The 19,424-nt window shown below is 69.8% G+C and carries 21 protein-coding genes; 15 read left to right on the top strand and 6 right to left on the bottom strand.

The features are described from left to right. Positions 1–52: 52 nt before the first annotated feature. On the bottom strand, positions 53–256 hold the full coding sequence (locus ACZ5KW_RS13660; RefSeq protein ID WP_343778315.1) for a hypothetical protein: 204 nt from the start codon (positions 254–256) through the stop codon (positions 53–55). Between the two features lie 151 nt (positions 257–407). Between ACZ5KW_RS13660 and ACZ5KW_RS13655 the strand changes: the two genes are divergently transcribed. Next, the gene (locus tag ACZ5KW_RS13655; protein WP_343778316.1) at positions 408–806 is read left to right on the top strand and encodes a hypothetical protein; all 399 of its coding nucleotides are present in this window, start codon (positions 408–410) and stop codon (positions 804–806) included. 113 nt (positions 807–919) lie between these two features. On the opposite strand, the gene ACZ5KW_RS13650 is transcribed toward ACZ5KW_RS13655, so the two are convergent. Further along, positions 920–2,086, bottom strand: coding sequence for a DUF7973 family transport facilitator (locus ACZ5KW_RS13650; protein ID WP_343778317.1), 1,167 nt, complete (start codon positions 2,084–2,086; stop codon positions 920–922). Continuing rightward, positions 2,087–3,628 (bottom strand): glycerol kinase GlpK, encoded by a 1,542-nt coding sequence (gene glpK, locus ACZ5KW_RS13645; protein WP_343778318.1) that lies wholly within the window; start codon positions 3,626–3,628, stop codon positions 2,087–2,089. Positions 3,629–4,005: 377 nt separating this feature from the next. On the opposite strand from glpK, the gene glpA reads away from it, so the two are divergent. The 14 genes from glpA to ACZ5KW_RS13575 all read left to right on the top strand — a co-directional run bounded on the left by glpA (position 4,006) and on the right by ACZ5KW_RS13575 (position 17,661). Continuing rightward, positions 4,006–5,874, top strand: coding sequence for an anaerobic glycerol-3-phosphate dehydrogenase subunit GlpA (gene glpA / locus ACZ5KW_RS13640; RefSeq protein WP_343778319.1), 1,869 nt, complete (start codon positions 4,006–4,008; stop codon positions 5,872–5,874). Then, positions 5,874–7,253, top strand: coding sequence for a glycerol-3-phosphate dehydrogenase subunit GlpB (gene glpB, locus ACZ5KW_RS13635; protein WP_343778320.1), 1,380 nt, complete (start codon positions 5,874–5,876; stop codon positions 7,251–7,253). Before glpA ends, glpB begins: the two co-directional genes overlap by 1 nt. Further along, positions 7,250–8,767, top strand: coding sequence for an anaerobic glycerol-3-phosphate dehydrogenase subunit C (locus ACZ5KW_RS13630; protein WP_343778321.1), 1,518 nt, complete (start codon positions 7,250–7,252; stop codon positions 8,765–8,767). The genes glpB and ACZ5KW_RS13630 overlap by 4 nt, the downstream gene beginning before the upstream one ends. A gap of 164 nt (positions 8,768–8,931) precedes the next feature. Then, complete coding sequence (locus tag ACZ5KW_RS13625; RefSeq protein WP_343778322.1) at positions 8,932–9,909, top strand: hypothetical protein; 978 nt, start codon at positions 8,932–8,934, stop codon at positions 9,907–9,909. Positions 9,910–10,010: 101 nt separating this feature from the next. Next, positions 10,011–11,417 (top strand): CRTAC1 family protein, encoded by a 1,407-nt coding sequence (locus ACZ5KW_RS13620; protein ID WP_343778323.1) that lies wholly within the window; start codon positions 10,011–10,013, stop codon positions 11,415–11,417. A gap of 152 nt (positions 11,418–11,569) precedes the next feature. Further along, a complete protein-coding gene (locus ACZ5KW_RS13615; RefSeq protein ID WP_343778324.1) occupies positions 11,570–11,770 on the top strand; it encodes a DUF7576 family protein in 201 nt (66 codons plus the stop codon). Between the two features lie 47 nt (positions 11,771–11,817). Further along, the gene (locus tag ACZ5KW_RS13610) at positions 11,818–12,543 is read left to right on the top strand and encodes a ribosome assembly factor SBDS (RefSeq protein WP_343778326.1); all 726 of its coding nucleotides are present in this window, start codon (positions 11,818–11,820) and stop codon (positions 12,541–12,543) included. 78 nt (positions 12,544–12,621) lie between these two features. After that, positions 12,622–13,110, top strand: coding sequence for a YbaK/EbsC family protein (locus ACZ5KW_RS13605; protein WP_343778328.1), 489 nt, complete (start codon positions 12,622–12,624; stop codon positions 13,108–13,110). Positions 13,111–13,234: 124 nt separating this feature from the next. Beyond that, on the top strand, positions 13,235–14,245 hold the full coding sequence (locus tag ACZ5KW_RS13600; protein ID WP_343778329.1) for a metal ABC transporter solute-binding protein, Zn/Mn family: 1,011 nt from the start codon (positions 13,235–13,237) through the stop codon (positions 14,243–14,245). 118 nt (positions 14,246–14,363) lie between these two features. Beyond that, positions 14,364–15,104: a metal ABC transporter ATP-binding protein gene (locus ACZ5KW_RS13595; protein WP_343778330.1), complete on the top strand. Its 741-nt coding sequence runs from the start codon at positions 14,364–14,366 to the stop codon at positions 15,102–15,104. Beyond that, positions 15,104–16,186, top strand: coding sequence for a metal ABC transporter permease (locus tag ACZ5KW_RS13590; protein ID WP_343778332.1), 1,083 nt, complete (start codon positions 15,104–15,106; stop codon positions 16,184–16,186). The genes ACZ5KW_RS13595 and ACZ5KW_RS13590 overlap by 1 nt, the downstream gene beginning before the upstream one ends. A 97-nt stretch (positions 16,187–16,283) precedes the next feature. Continuing rightward, positions 16,284–16,568 (top strand): DUF7545 family protein, encoded by a 285-nt coding sequence (locus ACZ5KW_RS13585; protein WP_343778333.1) that lies wholly within the window; start codon positions 16,284–16,286, stop codon positions 16,566–16,568. Between the two features lie 144 nt (positions 16,569–16,712). Then, positions 16,713–17,156, top strand: a complete 444-nt coding sequence (locus ACZ5KW_RS13580; RefSeq protein ID WP_343778334.1) for a thiol-disulfide oxidoreductase DCC family protein — start codon at positions 16,713–16,715, stop codon at positions 17,154–17,156. Positions 17,157–17,187: 31 nt separating this feature from the next. Then, positions 17,188–17,661 carry a GIY-YIG nuclease family protein gene (locus ACZ5KW_RS13575; protein ID WP_343778335.1) on the top strand — a complete coding sequence of 158 codons (474 nt, stop codon included), beginning with the start codon at positions 17,188–17,190 and terminating at the stop codon, positions 17,659–17,661. A gap of 15 nt (positions 17,662–17,676) precedes the next feature. On the opposite strand, the gene ACZ5KW_RS13570 is transcribed toward ACZ5KW_RS13575, so the two are convergent. The 3 genes from ACZ5KW_RS13570 to ACZ5KW_RS13560 all read right to left on the bottom strand — a co-directional run bounded on the left by ACZ5KW_RS13570 (position 17,677) and on the right by ACZ5KW_RS13560 (position 19,414). Beyond that, positions 17,677–18,159: an acyl-CoA thioesterase gene (locus ACZ5KW_RS13570; RefSeq protein WP_343778336.1), complete on the bottom strand. Its 483-nt coding sequence runs from the start codon at positions 18,157–18,159 to the stop codon at positions 17,677–17,679. 52 nt (positions 18,160–18,211) lie between these two features. Further along, on the bottom strand, positions 18,212–18,661 hold the full coding sequence (locus ACZ5KW_RS13565) for a bifunctional nuclease family protein (RefSeq protein WP_343778338.1): 450 nt from the start codon (positions 18,659–18,661) through the stop codon (positions 18,212–18,214). An 81-nt stretch (positions 18,662–18,742) separates the two neighbouring features. Continuing rightward, positions 18,743–19,414 carry an ArsR/SmtB family transcription factor gene (locus ACZ5KW_RS13560; protein WP_343778339.1) on the bottom strand — a complete coding sequence of 224 codons (672 nt, stop codon included), beginning with the start codon at positions 19,412–19,414 and terminating at the stop codon, positions 18,743–18,745. Positions 19,415–19,424: the final 10 nt, after the last annotated feature.

Raw genomic sequence — 19,424 nt, 5'->3', positions numbered from 1 at the left:
CCGTCTCGAGCCGCTCCCGCTCGGTTCCGCCGCGGTAGGTGCCGGCCGGCGATCACCAGTGTGCGGGCTTGTAGCGGTTGATGACCACCGTCGAGACCACGAAGACCGACCCGCTGATGAGGCCGGCTATCAGTCCGACGACGAGCCGAACGAGGGGCGTCCCCGACGAGACGACCGCCATCACGGTCGCCACGACCGCCATCACGACGAGGAGGTTCCGTCGGTCCTTCCGCTCGAACCCGAGCCGATCCAACATAGCTCCCCATCCCGCTCGCGGCGGATAAATACCCACCGTTCGATCCGAAACCGCGGTGCGGCGGGGCGGCGGCGCGCGCGGCCGACGCCGGCGCGGGGGAGGAGCCGGACCGATGGAAACCTATACCACCGTCGGGCGAACTACGGCCCGTATGTCGAACGACCCGGCCGTGAAAACGCTGCACACGGTCGACGACCGAAGCAAGGTGGTCGCCGTCCTGACGACGCTGGTCGCGTTCGGTGCCGGAATACTTACGATCGGCGAGATCGAGTTCGTCTCGATCGCCGCGGCCGCGTTCGGGATCGGCGTCCGCTTCGCGTCCGTCTGGTGGGGCGTCCGCGTCTTCGTCGACGACGACGCGGTGACGATCGCCGACCAGCCGACCGCCGGGAGTTTCCACCACGGCGCGATCGGCGTCGCGCTCGCGGCGGCCGGCGCGGTCGCGCTGATCGGCCGGTACCTCGGCGGCGAGATCGTCACCGTCGCCGTCGCCGCGACGGGCGTCGGCGTGGTCGGATTTCTCGGGCTCTCGGTGCTGCTCCCCGACTGAGTGGCGTACACGCTCGGCTGTGGTCGCGTGCGGAACGCTCTCCGACTGATTCCGAGCGACCGCGGATGAGCGACGTTCCATGATAAAAGGATACTGCCGGGGGTGAGGCTGCGTTAGATTCCCGTGCCGGGGATCCAGACGCCCCAGTTGAGCAGGCCGGCGATGACCAGCAGCCCGATCGTCAGCGTCCAGACCACGATGGCGGCCGCCGGCGGGTCGAAGTGGGTGTCGGAGTGCGCGTAGAACACGCGCTGACTCGCCTCACCGACGAGGGCCGAGAACAGGCCGAACACCGCGCCGAAGAGCAGCGCCGGCGCGGCGCCGAACGCCAGCGGCGCGGTCAGGTCCGCGGCCGACAGGTCGGTGAGCATGAGGATTCCCTCTTCCCACGTCGAGAGGAAGGCGGTCGCGCCCGCCAGCGTCATGTGGTGCGTGACGGGGATGCGGTCGACGCCGAGGTTCAAGAACAGCAGCGACGCCGCGCTGATCCCGAAGCCGGCGAACACGGCGATGAGACCGTGGCCGCCGCTGATCATGTTGTACGTGATGACGCCCGCTCCGAGACCGGTGAAGAAGCCGATCGCGGCGACGTGCGACCACTTGTACATGTTGGGCAGCCACGGCTCGACGGCGAGGCGGTCCTCGCTCGCCTTGCCGCCGTCGCCTTTGACCTCTCCGGGCTCGCGCATCTCCTCGCGCTCGAACGGCCCCATGTCGAAGTAGCCGTTCGCCTTGTCGCTGACCGTGCCGATGATGCTGTAGCCGAAGACGGCCCTGACGACGATGGCGCTGATCACGATGCTCACCGGGATCGGGTCGACCGGGAGCGCGAGCTGTCGGGAGAGCTGCTCGATGAGGACGCCGAAGATCCCGAAGACGGCGCCCACGGCGAGGACGTCCGGTTTACTCCCCAACGCGAAGCCGATGTCCTTCGCGTTGTGGTAGTCGAATCCGGACTCCATATAGCCCTTGTTTGCCGCGTAGCCGGCGGCCGCGACACCGCCCGCGAAGGAGATGTGCGGCCCGAAGACGGGACCGAAGCCGACGTCGACACCGAAGCCGCCGCCGCCGAGCGACCCGCCGATCACGAGGAAGCCGGTGAAGATGAACGCCGGTAGCGCGCCGAGCGCCGCACCGAACGCGCCTCCCGCGAGCGCGCCGAGGAGTATCCCCGGACTGGTGAGACTCTGGATGACGTCGGTAGGTGCACCCGGTTCGTAGCCGACCTGAAGCAGCGTGTCGGCCGCGACGGTCAGCTCCGGGAGCAGTTCGACGCTCATCTACTCCTCCTCCTCGTCGTCCTGCGCCCAGTCGCGGGAGCGGTCGACCGCGTCGTCCCAGCGGCTGTAGAGCTTGTCGACCTCTTTTTGGCTCTTCTCCGGACTGAACTCGCGGTCGATCTGCCAGTTGTCGCGAAGTTCGTCGACGTTGTCCCAGTAACCGACGGCGAGGCCGGCCGCGTACGCCGAGCCGAGCGCGGTGGTCTCGTCGACCTCCGGCCGGGCGATGTCCGTCTGGATGATGTCGGACTGAAGCTGACAGAGGAAGTTGTTCTTGACCGCGCCGCCGTCGACGCGCAGGCTCGTCGTCTCCACGCCGGAGTCGGCCTCCATCGCCTCGGCGATGTCGCGGGTCTGGTAGGCGATGCTCTCGAGCGTCGCCCGAACGATGTGTTCCTTGCTCGTGCCGCGGGTCATCCCGACGATGGTACCGCGTGCGCGTCCGTCCCAGTGCGGCGCGCCGAGCCCGGTGAACGCCGGGACCATGTAGACGCCGTCGGTCGAGTCGACCGAGCGGGCGAGCTCCGCGGTCTGTGCCGCGTTGTTGATCAGGTCGACGTCTTCGAGCCACTCGATCGCGGCGCCGGTGATGAAGATGGAGCCTTCCAGCGCGTACTGGACGGGCTCGCCGGACATCTGGAACCCGATGGTCGTCAGGAGTCCGTGGTCGGACTTGACGGCCTCGTTGCCCGTGTTCATCAGGTAGAACGAACCGGTGCCGTACGTGTTCTTCGCGTCGCCCTCGTCGAAGCAGGTCTGGCCGAACAGCGCGGCCTGCTGGTCGCCGAGCGCGCCGGCGACCGGGACCTCGGCGCCGAGGAAGCCGTCGGCGTCGGTGTGCCCGTAGTAGTCCTCGTCGGACGAGGGGCGTACCTCGGGGACCATCTCCTTCGGCACGTCGAACTCGTCTAGGAGCTCGTCGTCCCACTCCATCTCCCGGATGTTGTACAGCATCGTCCGGGAGGCGTTCGTGACGTCCGTGATGTGGTTGCCCGTCAAGTTGTAGATGAGCCACGCGTCGATCGTTCCCATGATGAGCTCGCCCTCGCGAGCCCGGTCGCGGAGGTCGCCGCCGCGGGAACTCTGCATCTTGAGCGGCTCGGCGTTGTCGAGAATCCACTCGGTCTTCGTCGCGGAGAAGTACGCGTCACACTCCAGACCGGTCTTCTCGCGGATCTCCTCGACCTTGCCCGCCTCCTGGATCTCCTCGACGCGGTCCGTCGTCCGCCGGTCCTGCCACACGAGGGCGTTGTGGACCGGCTTCCCGGAGTCTTTGTCCCACACGATGGTCGTCTCGCGCTGGTTCGTGATGCCGATCGCGTCGAGCTGTTCGGCTTCGAGCCCCGCGTCCGCGAGCCCGTCAAGAACGACCTGCTGCGTGTTCTCCCAGATCTCGATCGGGTCGTGTTCGACCCAACCCGGGTTCGGGTAGATCTGTTCGTGCTGTTCGTACGCGTTCGCGACGACTTGGCCCTCATGGTCGAACACCATGAATCGGGTGCCGGTCGTGCCTTGGTCTATCGCACCGACGTATTGTGTCATGTTGTGGATCCCTCCTGTGGCGCTGGTCCGTGCGCGGTGGTGACGAGGTCGCGCTCACCGCCGAGAGCGACCCCGTAACCGCGTTCGTCACCGCGTCGCGCGGCGACCGGACACGGTCCGTCCGGAGCCGGTCCGGGTCGGCCGCACCGCGTATCGCCGCCGCGGCATATCTTCACGGAAGCTACCACGCCGGTCGTGAACATAATGTACTACCATAATAAACTTCCTGTTGAAATCCGAACATCGGCCCGAATCATAAAGTCTAGTATATAATTCTGACGGCAAAGGCAGCCGCTACACTACTTGAATGTCCCTGATAGTTATGGGTAGGGCGCGCCGGGAGGTAAAGTAAAGTGGTCGGGGTCCAAGTGGCGAGCATGGACAGACAAGTGGACGTCGTCGTCGTCGGTGGGGGGTCGACGGGATGCGGCGTCGTCAGGGACCTGGCTCGACGCGGGCTCGACGCGGTACTCGTCGAGAAGGGGAACCTGACGCACGGCACGACCGGGCGGATGCACGGCCTCCTGCACAGCGGGGGCCGGTACGCGGTCTCGGACCAGAAGAGCGCGACGGAGTGTATCGAGGAGAATCGGGTGCTCCGCGACATCGCGGGCCACTGCGTCGAGGAGACCGGCGGCCTGTTCGTCAAGCGGCCGGAGGACTCAGAGGAGTACTTCCAAGAGAAACTGGAGGGCTGTCGGGCCTGCGACATCCCCGCCGAGGTGATCGACGGCGAGGAGGCGCGCCGCCGCGAGCCCTACCTCGCGCGTGACGTGGAGAAGGCCATCGCGCTGCCGGACGGCGCGGTCGACCCGTTCCGGCTCTGCGTGTCGAACGCCGCGGACGCCCGCGAGCACGGCGCCCGGATCGAGACCCACGCCCCGGTGACGGACGTGCTCGTCGAGGGCGGCGAGGTCGTCGGCGTCGAGATCGAACACGAGACCGGCCCGGGCAAGCGCGTCCACCGGGAGCCGGGGGCGACCGAGGAGATACGCGCGCGCCACGTGATCAACGCAACCGGCGCGTGGGCGGGTAACGTCGGCGAGATGGCCGGCGTCGACGTCGAGGTGCGCCCCTCGAAGGGCGTGATGACGGTGATGAACACCCGGCAGGTCGACACGGTGATCAACCGCTGTCGGCCGAAGGGCGACGCCGACATCATCGTCCCCCACGAGACGGCCTGTATCCTCGGGACGACCGACGAGGAGGTCGACGACCCCGAGGACTACCCCGAGGAGGACTGGGAGGTCGACCTGATGATCGAGACGCTCTCCGAGCTGGTGCCCGCGCTCGAAGACGCCCGGACGCTCCGCTCCTTCTGGGGCGTCAGACCGCTGTATGAACCCCCGGGAACCGGCACCGAGGACCCGACGGACATCACGCGCGACTACTTCCTCTTAGACCACGGCGACCGCGACGACCTCCCGGGGATGACGACCATCGTCGGCGGGAAGCTCACCACCTACCGGATGATGGCCGAGTCCATCTCCGACCACGTCTGCGAGACGCTCGGCCACGAGGCGACCTGCGACACCGCCGAAGCACCGCTGCCGGGCTCGGAGAGCGACGCGCGGATGGAGGAGCTGATGGACGAGTTCGGGCTGCGCTCGCCCGTCGCGCGGCGTTCGGGACAGCGGCTCGGGTCGCGCGCGGACGACGTGCTCGACACCGCCGACCCGAACCCGATCGTCTGTAACTGCGAGAGCGTGACCCGCGCGGAGGTCCAAGACGCCATCGACGACGCCGGCTCCGACCTCAACGCGGTCCGACTGCGGACCCGCGCCTCGATGGGGAACTGCCAGGGCGGCTTCTGTACGCATCGGATCGCGTCGGAGCTCGCACAGGAGTACCCCGAACCGGTGGTCCGCGACGCGGAAGACGAGCTGTATCAGGAGCGCTGGAAGGGCCAGCGACACGCCCTCTGGGGCGAACAGCTCTCGCAGGCGATGTTGAACCACATGCTTCACGCGACGACCATGAACCGCGACGGCGACCCGGCGAACTTAGACGAGTCGGTCGACTTCGGCGCGTTCGACGCCGGCGCCGGGTCGGGCCCGGCCGGCACCGACGAGTCCGGGTCGCCGGGGACCGCGGCGGCGGACGGTGGTCGCGCAACGGACGACGTGAGCACCGACGGTGGTCGCGCAACGGACGACGTGAGCACCGACGGTGGTCGCGCAGCGGACGATACGACCGCCGACGGTGGTCGCGCAGCGGACGATACGACCGCCGACGGAGGGCGCTGATGGCGATCAACAGCGACGTCCTCGTGATCGGGGGCGGCCTCGCCGCGGTCTCGGCCGCCGTCTCCGCGGCCCGCGAGGGCGCGGACGTGCGACTCGTCTCGCACAAGGCGAGCACGCTCCGGCAGGCGTCGGGGCTGATCGACGCGCTCGGCTACGTCCCGGCGACCGAGCCGGCGAAACCGCTCCGCGACGGGCCGCCGACCGCGGGCCGCGAACTCGACCGCGACGAGTGGCCCGACCCGGAGGGACCGCTCGCCGACCCCTTCGAAGGTATCGACAGGCTGCCCGAGTCGCACCCGTACCGAGTCGTCGGCGCCGACGCCTTACGCGACGGGTTGGCGCTGTTCGACGACCTCGCCGGCGACGCGTACCGCGGCGGCCACACCGACAGCAACGCCCTCGTCCCGACGTTCGGCGGGGCGGTGAAGCCGACCGCGCGCTACCCCGCGGCCGCCGAGGCGGGCCTCGCGAGCGACGACCGGCCGATGCTCGTCGTCGGGTTCCGCTCGCTGACCGAGTACGACGCCCGCGCCTTCGCCGGCCGGCTGGAGGCGGCGGGCGTTCCCTTCGACGTGGCGGGCGTCGAGGTCGAGTTCGCGGAGGCGTTCCGGGCCGACGCGAAGATCACCCGGGTCGCGAAGGCGCTCGACCACGACGAGGACATCGAGGGCGTCCCCGCCCGCGAGGCGCTCGCGAAGGCGGTCGCGCCCCACCTCCACGACGTGGTCGACGAGTCGGGCGGCGTCGACCGCGTCGAGCGCGTTGGCTTCCCGGCGTTCCTCGGCGACGACCGCGGCGAGGAGGTCCGCGCAGAGTTGGCCGACCGACTCGGCGCCGACGTCTTCGAGATCCCGACCGGGCCACCGAGCCTCCCCGGACTCCGACTGGAGGACCGGCTGTTCGACGCGCTCGACGCCGAGGGCGTCCGGTTCGAGACCGGCAACCCCGTGGTCGGCGTCGAGTCGGCGACCGACGGCCGCGTCGAGACGATCGCCGTCGATCGGAAGGGACGAACGGCGCCGTACGGGGCGGACGCGTTCGTGCTGGCGACCGGCGGGCTCGTCGGGAAGGGGCTGGACTCGGACCGCGAGGGCGTTCGCGAGCCCGTGTTCGACTGCCACGTCGACCAGCCCGACGACCGCTACGAGTGGTTCGTCGACGACGCGTTCGGCGACCAGCCGTACGCGCGGTTCGGGGTCCGACCCGACGAGCGGACCAGACCGCTGGACGCGGACGGCGAGGTACAGTACGAGAACGTCTTCGCGGCCGGCGGCGTCGTCGGCGGCGCTGACGCGGCGAGAGAGAAGTCCGCGAGCGGGGTGTCGCTCGCGACCGGCCTGACGGCCGGACGGCAGGCGGCCATGGAGGCAAACCGATGACACGAGACACGGACGACGGCGACGGCGGAGAGTCGTGTGGCGACAACTGCGGCTGCGGAGCGCCGAGCCCCGGCGTCCCGGAGGCGGGCCGCGACGAGCAGCCGTCGATATTCGTCCCCGACGAGGGGGAGACGGACGCGGGTGAGGGGCGGAGAGCCGGGACCGCGGATGACTCCGCCGCGGACCGCGCCGCGACCGACGGCGGCGTCGAGAGCGCGACCGGCGGGACCGACTCGACCGACCTCGACCCCGACGCGTACGACCCCGTCGACGTGTTCCCGGGCGGCGACCTCGACCTCCGTGAAGGGGCCGACTCCTGTTACAAGTGTACCAGCTGTGACACCTCCTGTCCGGTGGCGGAGGTCGACGACGAGTTCCCCGGGCCGAAGTTCCAGGGCCCCGAGCAGTGGCGGCTCAAGCGGAAGGACGACCACGACATCGACGAGTCGATCACCTCCTGTTCGAACTGTATGCGCTGTGACGACGCGTGCCCCTCTTCGGTGCCGCTCTCGCAGATGCACAACGAGGCCCGCGGGCAGTTCGTCGAACGGCAGATGGAGAAGCTCTCGGTCGAGTACGTCCGGAACCGAATCCTCGCCAACTACCGCACGTCGGCGAGCCTCGCGAGCATGTTCCCGCGGACGGCGTCGTTCGCGATGAACTTCGGACCGGCGCGGTGGGCGATGGAGAAGGTGATGGGGATCCCCAAGGAGCGCGACTTCCCCGAGTTCGCCACGGAGACCTTCCGCGAGTGGTGGAAGGCGCGCGGCGGCGCACAGGTGGAGAACCCGGACAAGCGCGTGGCGTACTTCCACGGCTGCTACTCCAACTACAACACCCCCGAGGTCGGCAAGGCGATGGTCCGCGTCTACGAGCACTTCGGATACGAGGTGATGGTCCCGCCTCAGAAGTGCTCGGGGACGCCGATGTTCGCGAACGGGATGCTGAAGGACGCGCGACGGCACGCCGAGACGAACGTCGAGAACCTCGTCGAGGCCATCGGCGAGGGCGCCGACGTGATCGCCTCCTGTACCTCCTGTTCGATGTCGCTGCGACAGGAGTACCCCGAGCTGTTCGACCTCCACGGGATCGAGGACCTCGCGGAGCACACCTTCGAGGCGCTGGAGTACCTCCGGATCCACGAGGACTTAGAGGGCGAACTCGAGGCCCAAGGCGGGCTCGACGACGAGCGCGCGTTCGCGTACCACGCGCCGTGTCACGCGCGCAACCAGGGGCTCTCGCGGCAGGCCGTCGAGACGTTCCGCGACGTCGACGGCGTCCGGATGGAGGACGTCGGCGACTCCTGTTCGGGGATCTCCGGCACCTACGGTTGGAAGGAGGAGAAGTACGAGAAGTCGATGGAGATCGGCGAGGAGATGTTCGAGCACATGGAAGACGCCGAGGGCGAGGTCGGGATGACGGAGTGTCCGACCTGCGCGATGCAGATGGAACACGGGACGGGCTACGAGATCGAACACCCGCTCCAGCTGTTAGAGGACACGCTGGGCGCGTAGCCGATCCCGGAGTCTCATCGCCGGGTCGCCGAGCGTGAGACGCGGAAGTCGCGTAACCGAATCCCGGGACGCGACCGGTGAACCGGCAGCCGATTCGCGCTCGTTCTCAGCCCCGATAACTGCGCGAGAACGCTTAACATTCGAACTCGCTCACTGTGGGGCACGTGACTCTCGAACAGTTTCTCGATCGCTTCGACGGGCCCGAGCGCTCCGTGGTCGTCGTCAACCGCACCGACCCGGACCCGGTTTTGAACATGCTCGTGGACACGTTCGGCGACGACGTAGTACGGGTGGCCGACGCCAGCGCGGTTCCGGACCCGAGCGACCGCCCCGCGACCGACGGGGCGGGACCGATCGGCGCCGACCGGGACGTGGGACTGACCGCCCGAGACCTGACCGCGGCGGACGGGGACGTCGAGGAGGGCGACGTTTCGCTCGACGTGGACGTACTCCGGCGCCGCGAGGACATTCCGTTCGACGGCGGCGACCCGGCCGATATCGAGAACCTCGTGCTGCTCATGGAAGGCGACGATGTGGTGGCCGGATCGACGCTCGCCGAACTCGGCGACGCGGTGTTGTTCGTCAACTCCGACCTGTACGTCACCGGGAGTCGGTCGCTCGGCGACGTTGACCTCCCCTCCGTGATAAGCGGCCTCAACGACGCGACGTTCACGCTCCGGGGGTATCCCGAGTCGAACCGGCAGAAGCTGCTTCTCATCACCATCTCGCGGTTCATCGAGCGGGCGGCGTGGCTGTCGGGCGACGGGACCCTGCGGTCGTCGTTCCAGCGGCTCTCGCGGATCGACGACGAGGTCGGCACGCGGAACGTGTACGAGCGCGTGACCGGAACCGGCGTCGACACGCACCTCTACGGCGTCGCGGACGAACTGCCGAGGGACCTCGACGCGGTGATCCACGCCGGCGACGACCGCGACTTCACGGACAGTTGGTTCGTGGTGTATCGCCCGTCTGAGGGGCCGAAGCGAGTCGAAAGCGATCCGGACAGCGACCTCGAACGGGGAATCGAGGGCGGCGTCGCGCTCCTCGCGGTCGAGACGGACCCCCGGACGTGGCGCGGCCTGTGGACGTTCGACGCGGAGCGCATCTCCCGAGTGAACCGCTACATCGAGCGGAACCTGTAGCCGACTTTCCGCCGACGTGTTCTTCAGCCATCATTTCTCTCGGCGAGTTTCGTCCGTATCCAACCCGTGCGTTCATATCCTCGGAGCGGTGACGGACGGCCATGTTCACCGAGCGGTCCGCGCTGGTCGACGACGGACGCCCGATGCGCGGATACGGGGTCGCGGTGACGCCCGGCCGCGACGGTCCGCTCGTCTTCGTCGCCGGCTACGGCGAGCCGAACCGGCTCTACGCCCGGGACGGAGACCGCTTCACCGACACCGCCTGCGGCATCGTCGCCGACGGGACGCGCCACGGGATGGGCGTCTGCGCGGCCGACCTCGACGCCGACGGCTGCGAGGAGGTGTACGTTCACAACTGCGCGCGCGGCGTCGACGGCGGCGACCCGGACCTCCTCTTGAGCCGACTGGAGCCCGACCGGTACCGCTGGACCGACGTGTTCGCCCGCGAGGTGAACGCGGATCGACTCGACGTCCGCGCCGGGCGGTCCGTGGCCGCGCTCGACCGGCTCGGGACCGGGCGATACGGGGTCGCCGTCTCCGGATACGCCGCGCCGCTCGCGTTCTACGAACTCGGCGACGACGGCGAGGTCACCGACATGGCGGCGGCGGTCGGGCTGGAGGTCGAGGGCGGCTGTCGGTCGCTGCTCGCGGTCCCGTACCGCTCCCGCGAGGGCGACCTGTTCGCGGGGGTCGAGAGCGGTCCGAACCGACTGTTCAGCAACCGCGACGGCCACTACACGCGGACTGACGGGGGGCCGGAGCTCTCGGACCCCGGCGGCGACACGCGCGGCGCCGCGCTCGTCGACGAGGGAGGGACGTTCGCGCTCGCGGTCGGCAACGAGGCGGCGCCGAGCCGACTCCTGCGCTGTTCGCCCGACGGCGGGTACGAGGACGTGGCCCCGTCCGCGCTCCGCGACATCGGGGCGGTCCGGACCGTGGTCGCCGCCGACTTCGACAACGACGGCCGCGAGGAGCTGTTCTTCAACGTCTGCGACGCCGAGAACCGACTGTTCGAGCGGGTCGACCGGACCGACGAGTCGCCGCGCTGGGAGCCCGCGTCGCTCGGGGCGGCCGCGGAGCCGGACGGGTTCGGGACGGGCGCGGTCGCGGCCGACCTCGACGGCGACGGCGCGCTCGAACTCGTCGTCGTTCACGGGGAGGTGGCCGCGCAGCCGGTGACGGTGTACGGCGATCCGGACGCGGCGGACGACGGGTGGCTCCGCGTGCGGCCGACGACGCGCCACGGCGCGCCGGCCCGGGGCGCCGTCGTCACCCTGGAGACGGTCGACGGGGTTCAGCGGCGGACGATAGATGCCGGCGGCGGCTGTCTCTGCCAGACGGAGCCGGTCGCGCACTTCGGGCTCGCGAACGCGGAGCCGCTGCGCGTGGACGTGCGGTGGCCGGACGGGCGCGAGCGCACCGTCGTCGGGCCGAGCGCGGACCGAGAGATCACCGTCAAACACCCGTCGCGTAAGGCGACCGACCGCGACGCCCGGACGACGCGCTAGGGCGCGGCCGTCACGCGCGAGAGACCGCAGACGGCGTCGGCCTCGGCTGTGCGGGCGACCGCGCGAGGTCGCGTCGGTCCGGCGGCCGCGACGGCCGTGGCCAGAACTGCCGCCCTTCCCGGATTCAAGTGCCCCCGGGCGAACGCACTGGTATGGTAGATCCGACCTCGGACCTCGAGGAAGACGTCGACGAGGAGTCCGCGCCCGGGTGCGCGGCGTGTGGGGACCCGGCGCTGGGCGCCGGGCACCGGACGATCACGTGGGTCGACGGCACCGACGTCGTCCACCGCCACTTCTGCTCGGAGGCGTGTCGCGCGGCGTGGGACGACGAGCGACCGTCGGCGGACGACTGACCGACGCGGCGGGAGGCTTTTTGCCCGCGGGGGTGGTAGCTCTCGGTATGATATCGCTCGACGAGGCCGTAACGGCCCGACTGGAGTCACACGGGGAGCGCTTCGAAGTCCTGATCGACCCCGACGCCGCGCTCGCGATCAGGCGCGGCGAGTTCGAAGGCGAGTTAGCGGACGTCATCGCGGCCGAGGACGTCTTCGAGAACGCCTCGCGCGGTGACCGCCCAGCGGAGGAGGACTTAGAGACCGTCTTCGGCACCACGGACCCGATGGCGATCATCCCCGAGATAGTCGAGCGGGGAGAGATACAGATCACCGCCGAGCAGCGCGAGGAGATGCAAGCGCGGAAGCACAACCAGCTCGTCAACACCATCACGCGCAACGCGGTGAACCCGCAGATGGACGACTCGCCGCACCCGCCCGAGCGGATCGAGCGCGCGCTGGAGGAGGCCGGCTTTCAGGTCGACCCGATGGAGCCGGTGGAAAGCCAAGTCGACGACGCGCTCGACGCGCTCCGTCCGGTGATCCCGATCCGGTTCGAGGAGGTGACGATGGCGGTCCAGCTCCCGGCCGACGACGCGGGGTCCGGCCAGGCGCGCATTCGTGAGTTCGGCGACCTCGAACGCGAGGAGTGGCAGAACGACGGCTCGTGGGTCGGCGTGCTCACCTTCCCCGCCGGGCTTCAAAACGACCTCTATGACCTCGTCAACGAGGTCACGTCAGGCGAGGGCGACGTCCGCGTGATCAAGGACAAAGACGAGCTTCGAACCCGCTGACGCCGTTCCCGGGAGGACTTACGGCGCAGTTTCACCGGCTCCGGGGGCTTTATACCGGCGGGACGCGGCTCGGTGAGTATGCATCCACGCGCCGCGGAGTTCGCGGAGCGAGCGAGGGAACGTCACGGCCTCGAGCCCGACGTGGTAGAGTTCGAGGCGGGCACGGAGACGGCGGCCGCGGCGGCCGACGCTGTCGGCTGTGAAACGGCCGCGATCGCGTCGACGATCGTCGTGTCGCTCTCCGGCGGTCAGGATTCTTCCGACGGTCTCGTCGCCGCGATCACGAGCGGCGCAAATCGGCTCGACCTGGACGCGGTCGCGGCCCACTTCGAAGCGGCCGAGGTCGAGATGGCCGACCCGGCGCGGATCCGCGAGGTCGTCGGGTGGAGCATCGGTGGCGTTCCGCCGCTGTGTCACGACGCCGCGCTCCCGACCGTCTTCGACCCGACGCTCACCGAGTGCGACACCGTCTACGGCGCCGCGGGAACGCCGAGCGCGGTGTTCGCGGTCGACCCTGAGACGCTCGCCGAGCTCGCGGACGCGACCGTCGTCGACCTCACCGAGTGATCCGGAGGCGGCGGCCCCGGTTCCGGAGCCGAGTTGTTAATCCGCCCCGCTTTCGAGCAGCCTATTATTAATCTGTAGTTGTGAAATAATAACTTTTTTCTATTAACCGGCGGTAGAGGGAGGTATGACTCACTCACGGCGGTCGGTACTGAAGCGCGGGGCCGGACTGGTGGCCGCCGGGGCGGCGGCTTCGCTCGCCGGGTGTTCGAGCGCCCCGGACGGCGGTTCCGCGGGGTTCGACGGCGGGTACACCGCCTTCTTCACGCTCACCGACTGGGCGAACGAGGTCGCGGCCGACCGCGCGAGCTTCGAGGACCCGGTCGAGGTCGGTCGGCTGGGACACGGCTGGACGCCGGACGGGACCCTCGCCGCGGAGGTCGCCTCGACGGACGCGTTCGTCTACCTCGACAGTCCCGAGTTCGCGTGGGCCCAGGACCTCGCCGAGACGCTCGAGGCCGACTACGACTCCGTCGCGGTGGTCGACGCGCTCGCCGGCGTCGAGGACGACCTCCTCGACTGGGACCACTCGCACGACGAAGAGAGCGGCGAAGACGGTCACGACGAGGAGAGCGGCGAAGACGGTCACGACGACGACCGCCAGCACGACCCGCACGTCTGGGTCGATCCGGTCTTCGCGGCGACGATGGTCGAGACCATCGCGACCGGGCTCGGCGAGGCCGACCCCGAAAACGCCGACGCCTACGCCGACAACGCGGCCGCGTACGCCGAGGAGCTCGACGCGGTCGACTCCGCATTTCAGTCGATCGCCGAGAGCGCGGACCGGGACGTGGCGGTCATCGCGGGCCACAACTCCTTCCAGTACCTGGAGGCGCGCTACGGGTTCCGGCTCCACTCGCCGGTCGGCGTCTCCCCGCAGAACGAGCCGAGCCAGAGCGAGATCGCAGACACCATCGAACTGGTGAACTCCGAGGGGATCGACACGGTCCTCTACGACCGGTTCGAGTCGACGACGCTCGCCGAGACGATAGTCGAGAACAGCGACGCGACGGAGACGAGGGCGGTCACTCCGGCCGGCGGAACGACCGAGGAGTGGAACGACGCAGACTACGGCTACCTCGAACAGATGACCGAGATCAACGTGCCCGCCTTCGAGCGGGCGTTCGGCCTCAAGTGATCGGAGCACCGAACGCGTCGACGGCGAGCCGTGCGGCGCCGCGCCGGCAACGTGGCGGGCGGGGCGACGGCGGACTAAAAGAGCTAAACGTGCGGGCGACCCACGTCGGGCACACGCAGTGAGCGCAGTTGTCGACCTCGACGGTGTGACGTTCGCCTACGGCGACACGGTCGCCGTGAGCGACGTCTCTCTGACGGTCGAGGAGGGCGATTTCCTCGGCCTCGTCGGCCCGAACGGCTCCGGGAAGACGACGCTGCTTCACCTCATGCTCGGCCTCCACGAACCGGACGCCGGGACGGTCGAGCTGTTCGGTCGGCCGATCGACGACTTCGACGACGGCGGTCGGATCGGCTACGTCTCCCAGAAGGCGACGAGCCGGGGCGGTGCCATGCCGGTCACGGTTCGCGAGTGCGTCACCATGGGTCGGTTCGCGCACGCCGGCCGGGGGCGGCTCTCCGAGGCGGACCGCGCCGCCGTCGCCGACGCGATCCGGACGGTCGGTATCGGCGACCTCGCCGACCGCCTCGTCTCCGAGCTGTCGGGCGGGCAGAAGCAGCGGGCGTACATCGCCCGCGCCCTCGCGAGCGACGCGGACCTGCTCGCGCTCGACGAGCCGACCGTCGGCGTCGACGCCGAGTCGCGCGACGCCTTCTACGCCCTCCTCGACGAGCTCAACGACGACGGTATCACCATCATCCTCATCGAACACGACATCGGCGTCGTCACCGACCGCGCGGACCGTATCGCCTGTATCAACACCGAACTGTACCACCACGGTGACACCGAGTCGTTCGTCGAGAGCGACGCCCTCGCGGAGGCGTACGGCACCACCGGACAGGTCGTCCACCACCACCACTGATGAGCGGGACCACGACAACGGACGGGGACGGGGGAAACTCCGCCGAGGGGCCGGCGCTCGACCGCCCCGACCGCGGGACCCGCCGACGGATCGAGCTCGCCGGGATCGGACTCACGGGAGTCGTCGCGGCCGGAATGATCGGCTTCCTCCTGCTCTACTGGGCGCAGGATCTCCCGGTCGCGAGCGGTCTGTACGACGCGTTCCGGTCGCTCGGGCGGGGGATGGACGCCGCGTTCGGGACGAACGTGTTCCGGCACCCGGTCATGTGGCAGTCGATGGCGGTCGGCGTGCTCGTCGGCGTCGTCGCGCCGCTCGTCGGTTCGTTCCTCGTTCACCGAGAGATGGCGCTGATCGGGGAGACGCTCGCGCACACGGCGTTCGCCGGGGTCGCGATCGGCATCCTCGTCAACGCGTCGACCGGGTGGGACAGCTCGCTTCTGCTCGTCGCGCTCGTCGTCGCGATCGCCGGGGCGCTCGCCGTCCAGTGGCTCACCGAGCGCACCGACGCCTACGGCGACGTCCCCATCGCGATCATGCTCAGCGGGAGCTTCGCGGTCGGCACCCTGATCGTCAGCTACGGGCGCGGGCTGACGGCGATCAACATCGAGGGGTACCTGTTCGGGAACCTCGCGGTGGTCACGGCGGAGGGGGCTCGCCTGATGGGCGCGCTCTCGATCCTCGTCGTCGCGGGCGTGGCGATGACGTACAAACAGCTGCTGTTCATCACGTTCGACGAACAGGCGGCGCGGGTCGCACAGCTGAACGTCACCGGCTACAACACCCTGCTCGTGGTGTTGACCGCGGTCGTCGTCGTCGGCGCGATGCAGGTGCTCGGCGTCATCCTCGTCGCCGCGATGTTGGTCGTGCCCGTCGCAGCCGCGTCGCAGCTCGCCCGCAGCTTCCGCGAGACGATGTACCTCGCGGTGATCTTCGGACAGCTGGCGGTGATCGGCGGCTTCGTCGTCTCGATCGGTCTCGGGCTCCCCTCCGGCGGATCGATCGTGGTCACGGCCATCGCGGTGTACCTCGCGAGCATCGCCGTCTCCGGGTTCTCGGTGAACGCCGTCTCCGCGCACGGATAGCCACGGGAACCTCCGAACTGGGTCCCGAGGCGCCCGCGGAGCCGCGTCTCGCGTCCGGTTTCCACAGACCCTTATGTCGCGGCCGCGACTGACGCGTATGGGAGACACAGAGACCTACACGGTCACCGGTCCCGACGGTGACGAAGAGTCCTTCGAACTGCCCGCCGGCCTCGTCGACGTGCTCAGCGAACAGGGAGAGCCGTCGACCGCCGTCGTCTCCGACGTGGTCGTCCAGGCGATGGCACAGCAGGCGCACGTGATCGTTCACCACAGCGAGGGCGACGTGCCCGAGGACATCGAGGAGATGAGCGAGACGGCCGCGGAGCTGTTCGAGGAGCGCTTCGGGCAGTCGCTGGAGGACGCGCTCGGCCACTCGCACTGACGCGGCCGCTCGCGCTGATTCGGCCACTCGCACTGACGCGGCCGCTCGAACTAGTTCGACATCGGCACCCGTACTGAGCGGATCCCGCCTTTCGAACTACTCCTCGGCCGGCCGCTTAAGCCGATGGGGACCGTATTGTTCGACATGACTACCGACCCGGACGGGGCGGACGCTCCGGTGTTGATATTCGACGGCGACTGCCCGTACTGCTCGATGGCGGCGGTCGCGCTCCGGAAGCTCGACGGGGTCGTCGCGGTCCCGTGGGAGGCCGACCCGGTCGGGCCGTTCCTCGACGCGCAGTTCGGCTCGCGCCCGTTCGCGATGGTGTTCGTCGACCCCGTCGAGCGGCGGGTGTACGCCGGCCGGTCGGCCGCCGAGGAGCTGGCTGACCGCGCCGGAACCCCTGGGATCGTCGGCGGGCTCGTCCGCGAGAACTACGACGCGATCGCCGGCGTCGTCGGCGCGCTGTCCGGCCGCGGCCGCGACCCGGCCGACGTCCACGACACCTACCGGCTCGACGACGAGGCGGGCGAGCTCGTGGCGTCGCTGCGGTCGGCCGCGTCCGAGGCGCCGACCGCGCTGTCGTGAAGGGAGCGGTGAGCCGACCGGTGATCGACCGATGAGCGACGCCCCGGGCGGGAGCTACACGCTCGTCGTCGACCTCGCTTCGGACGCGAGCCTGTCGGTCGGCGCGCTCGGCGACCGCGACCTGCCGGCGGGCGCGTACGCGTACACCGGGAGCGCGCTCGGCGCCGGCGGCTTCTCGCGGGTCGACAGACACCGACGGACCGCCCGCGGTGAGCACGACGTCCGCCACTGGCACGTCGACTACCTGCTCGGCCACCCCGACGCGCGGATCGACCGCGTCGTGCGGAGCGTCGGGGTCGACGTGGAGTGTGCGGTCGCGGAGCGGCTCCCGGCCGGACCGGTCGCCGGCTTCGGCGCCTCCGACTGCGGCTGTCCGAGCCACCTCGCCGCCGGCGACGACCGCGACGAGTTGGCCGCGCGTGCGGAGGCGGCGCACGAGGCGGCGGTCGCGGCGTCGGCGGCGCCCGAGGCGACCGTCGAGGTCGTCGCCGGGTCCGAGGAGTGACGGTCCGTTCTCCGGTCAGAGGTCGTACCGGTCGACGACCTGTCGCAGTTGGTCCTCGCGGCCGTCGAGGGCGTCGTCGCGGAGCACCCGCTCGTCCTCGGTCGGGCACTCGAGCCCGGGGACCGGCGTCGGGCGGCCGTCGTCGTCGAGCGCGACGAACGTGAAGTACGACGTGGTCGTGCGACGCGTCTCGTCGGTGCGGGGGTTTTCGGCGCGCACGTCGACTTTCACGTCGACGCTCGTCCGGCCGGTGTTGAACACGTACCCCTCGATGATGGCGACTTCGCCCATCTCGATGGGGGCGATGAAATCGACGTGGTCCATCGAGGCGGTGACCACCTGCCGGTTCGAGAAGCGCATTCCGGCGATGGCGCCGCAGATGTCCATCCAGTGTAACACGGCGCCCCCGAGCGCGCGGCCGAGGTTGTTCGTGTCGTTCGGGAGGAGCATCTCCGTCATCTCGGTGTGCGAGGAGGCGAGCGTGGCCGTCTCGTCCATGCCCCTCGTGGGCGGCGCGACGACTTGAACGGCCGGCTTCGTTACCGCCGGCTCAGCGCCCTTCGGGGTCGTCGTTGAACCGGACCGAGTCCGGCGGGCGACCCGCCTCGTCTATCACTTCGTCGGTCACGACGATGGGGCAGTCGACGCGCACCGCGAGCGCGAGCGCGTCGGAGGGGCGGGCGTCGAAGACGAACTGATCCGGCTCGCCGTCCTCGTACCGCTCGGCGTCGACCTTCGCGTAGAAGGTGCCGTCCCGGAGGTCGTCGACGCGGACGCGGTCGATGGCGCCGCCGAACTCGGTCAGGATGTCCACGAGGAGGTCGTGGGTGAGCGGTCGGTCGAACGGCTCGCCCTCTAAGGCCATGCCGATCGACCGGGCCTGGTCGCCGCTGACGAAGATCGGGACGTACTCGCCGCGCGCCGAGAGGATCACCGCCGGGACCTCGCCGCTCGGCGCTGAACCCGCACCGACCCCGACGACCTCGGCTTCGTGTTCCATACGTGGACGTGGTGACGGCGGCTTGAATAGCTGTCCCACGCCCGCCGCGAGCGACCGCTCGACCCCCGGGCGACGCGCCCGCTACCCGCTCGACGACCGGTACCAGTACGCCCACGCGACGGTGAACACGAGCGCGGCGCCGAGGAAGAAGACGACGCCGGGCTCGACCAGCGAGACGGCGTACTCCGCGAGGGGGTCGCCGACGAGTTCGACCGCGCCGTCGGCCGCGTCGCCGGCGCCCCCTGTGCTCTCGGTCGTGGGCCCCTCCGTGCTCGCCGCGCCGACGTCGCCGCCGCCGCCGCGCTGGGCGAGCGAGCCGACGGAGAGGAGCCGCTGCGCCGCGACCGCGGCGAGTCCGATGATCCCGTAGCCGCCGAGCAGCCGCATGAGCGCGGTCTTGATCCCGGTCGACTCCTCGGAGCCGCCCGCGAATAACACGAGCGGTTCGTCCGCCGCGGCGTACACGTCCATCTCGCGGCCCTTCTCGGAGTAGGCGGTGTCGACGACGTCGACGAGGTCGGCCTCGTCGAGCCGCGAGAGGTGGTACTGAACGTTCTGGAGCGAGGTGTCGACCTCGTCGGCGATCTCGGACTTCGTCGCCGGGCGGTCGTGGAGCGTCGAGAGGATGTCGCGCGACGTCTCGGATCCGAGGGCGGCGATGAGGTCGTCGGCCTCGTCGTCGTCGACGCCGACGACCCGCGGCTCGCGCTCCTCGGGGCTCGCGTCCGGCAGGGAGGGCAACAGCCGGGACATACGAGCCGAT

This window comes from Halorubrum ejinorense, assembly GCF_055389685.1.
This window is presented reverse-complemented; position numbering and strand designations above follow the sequence as displayed.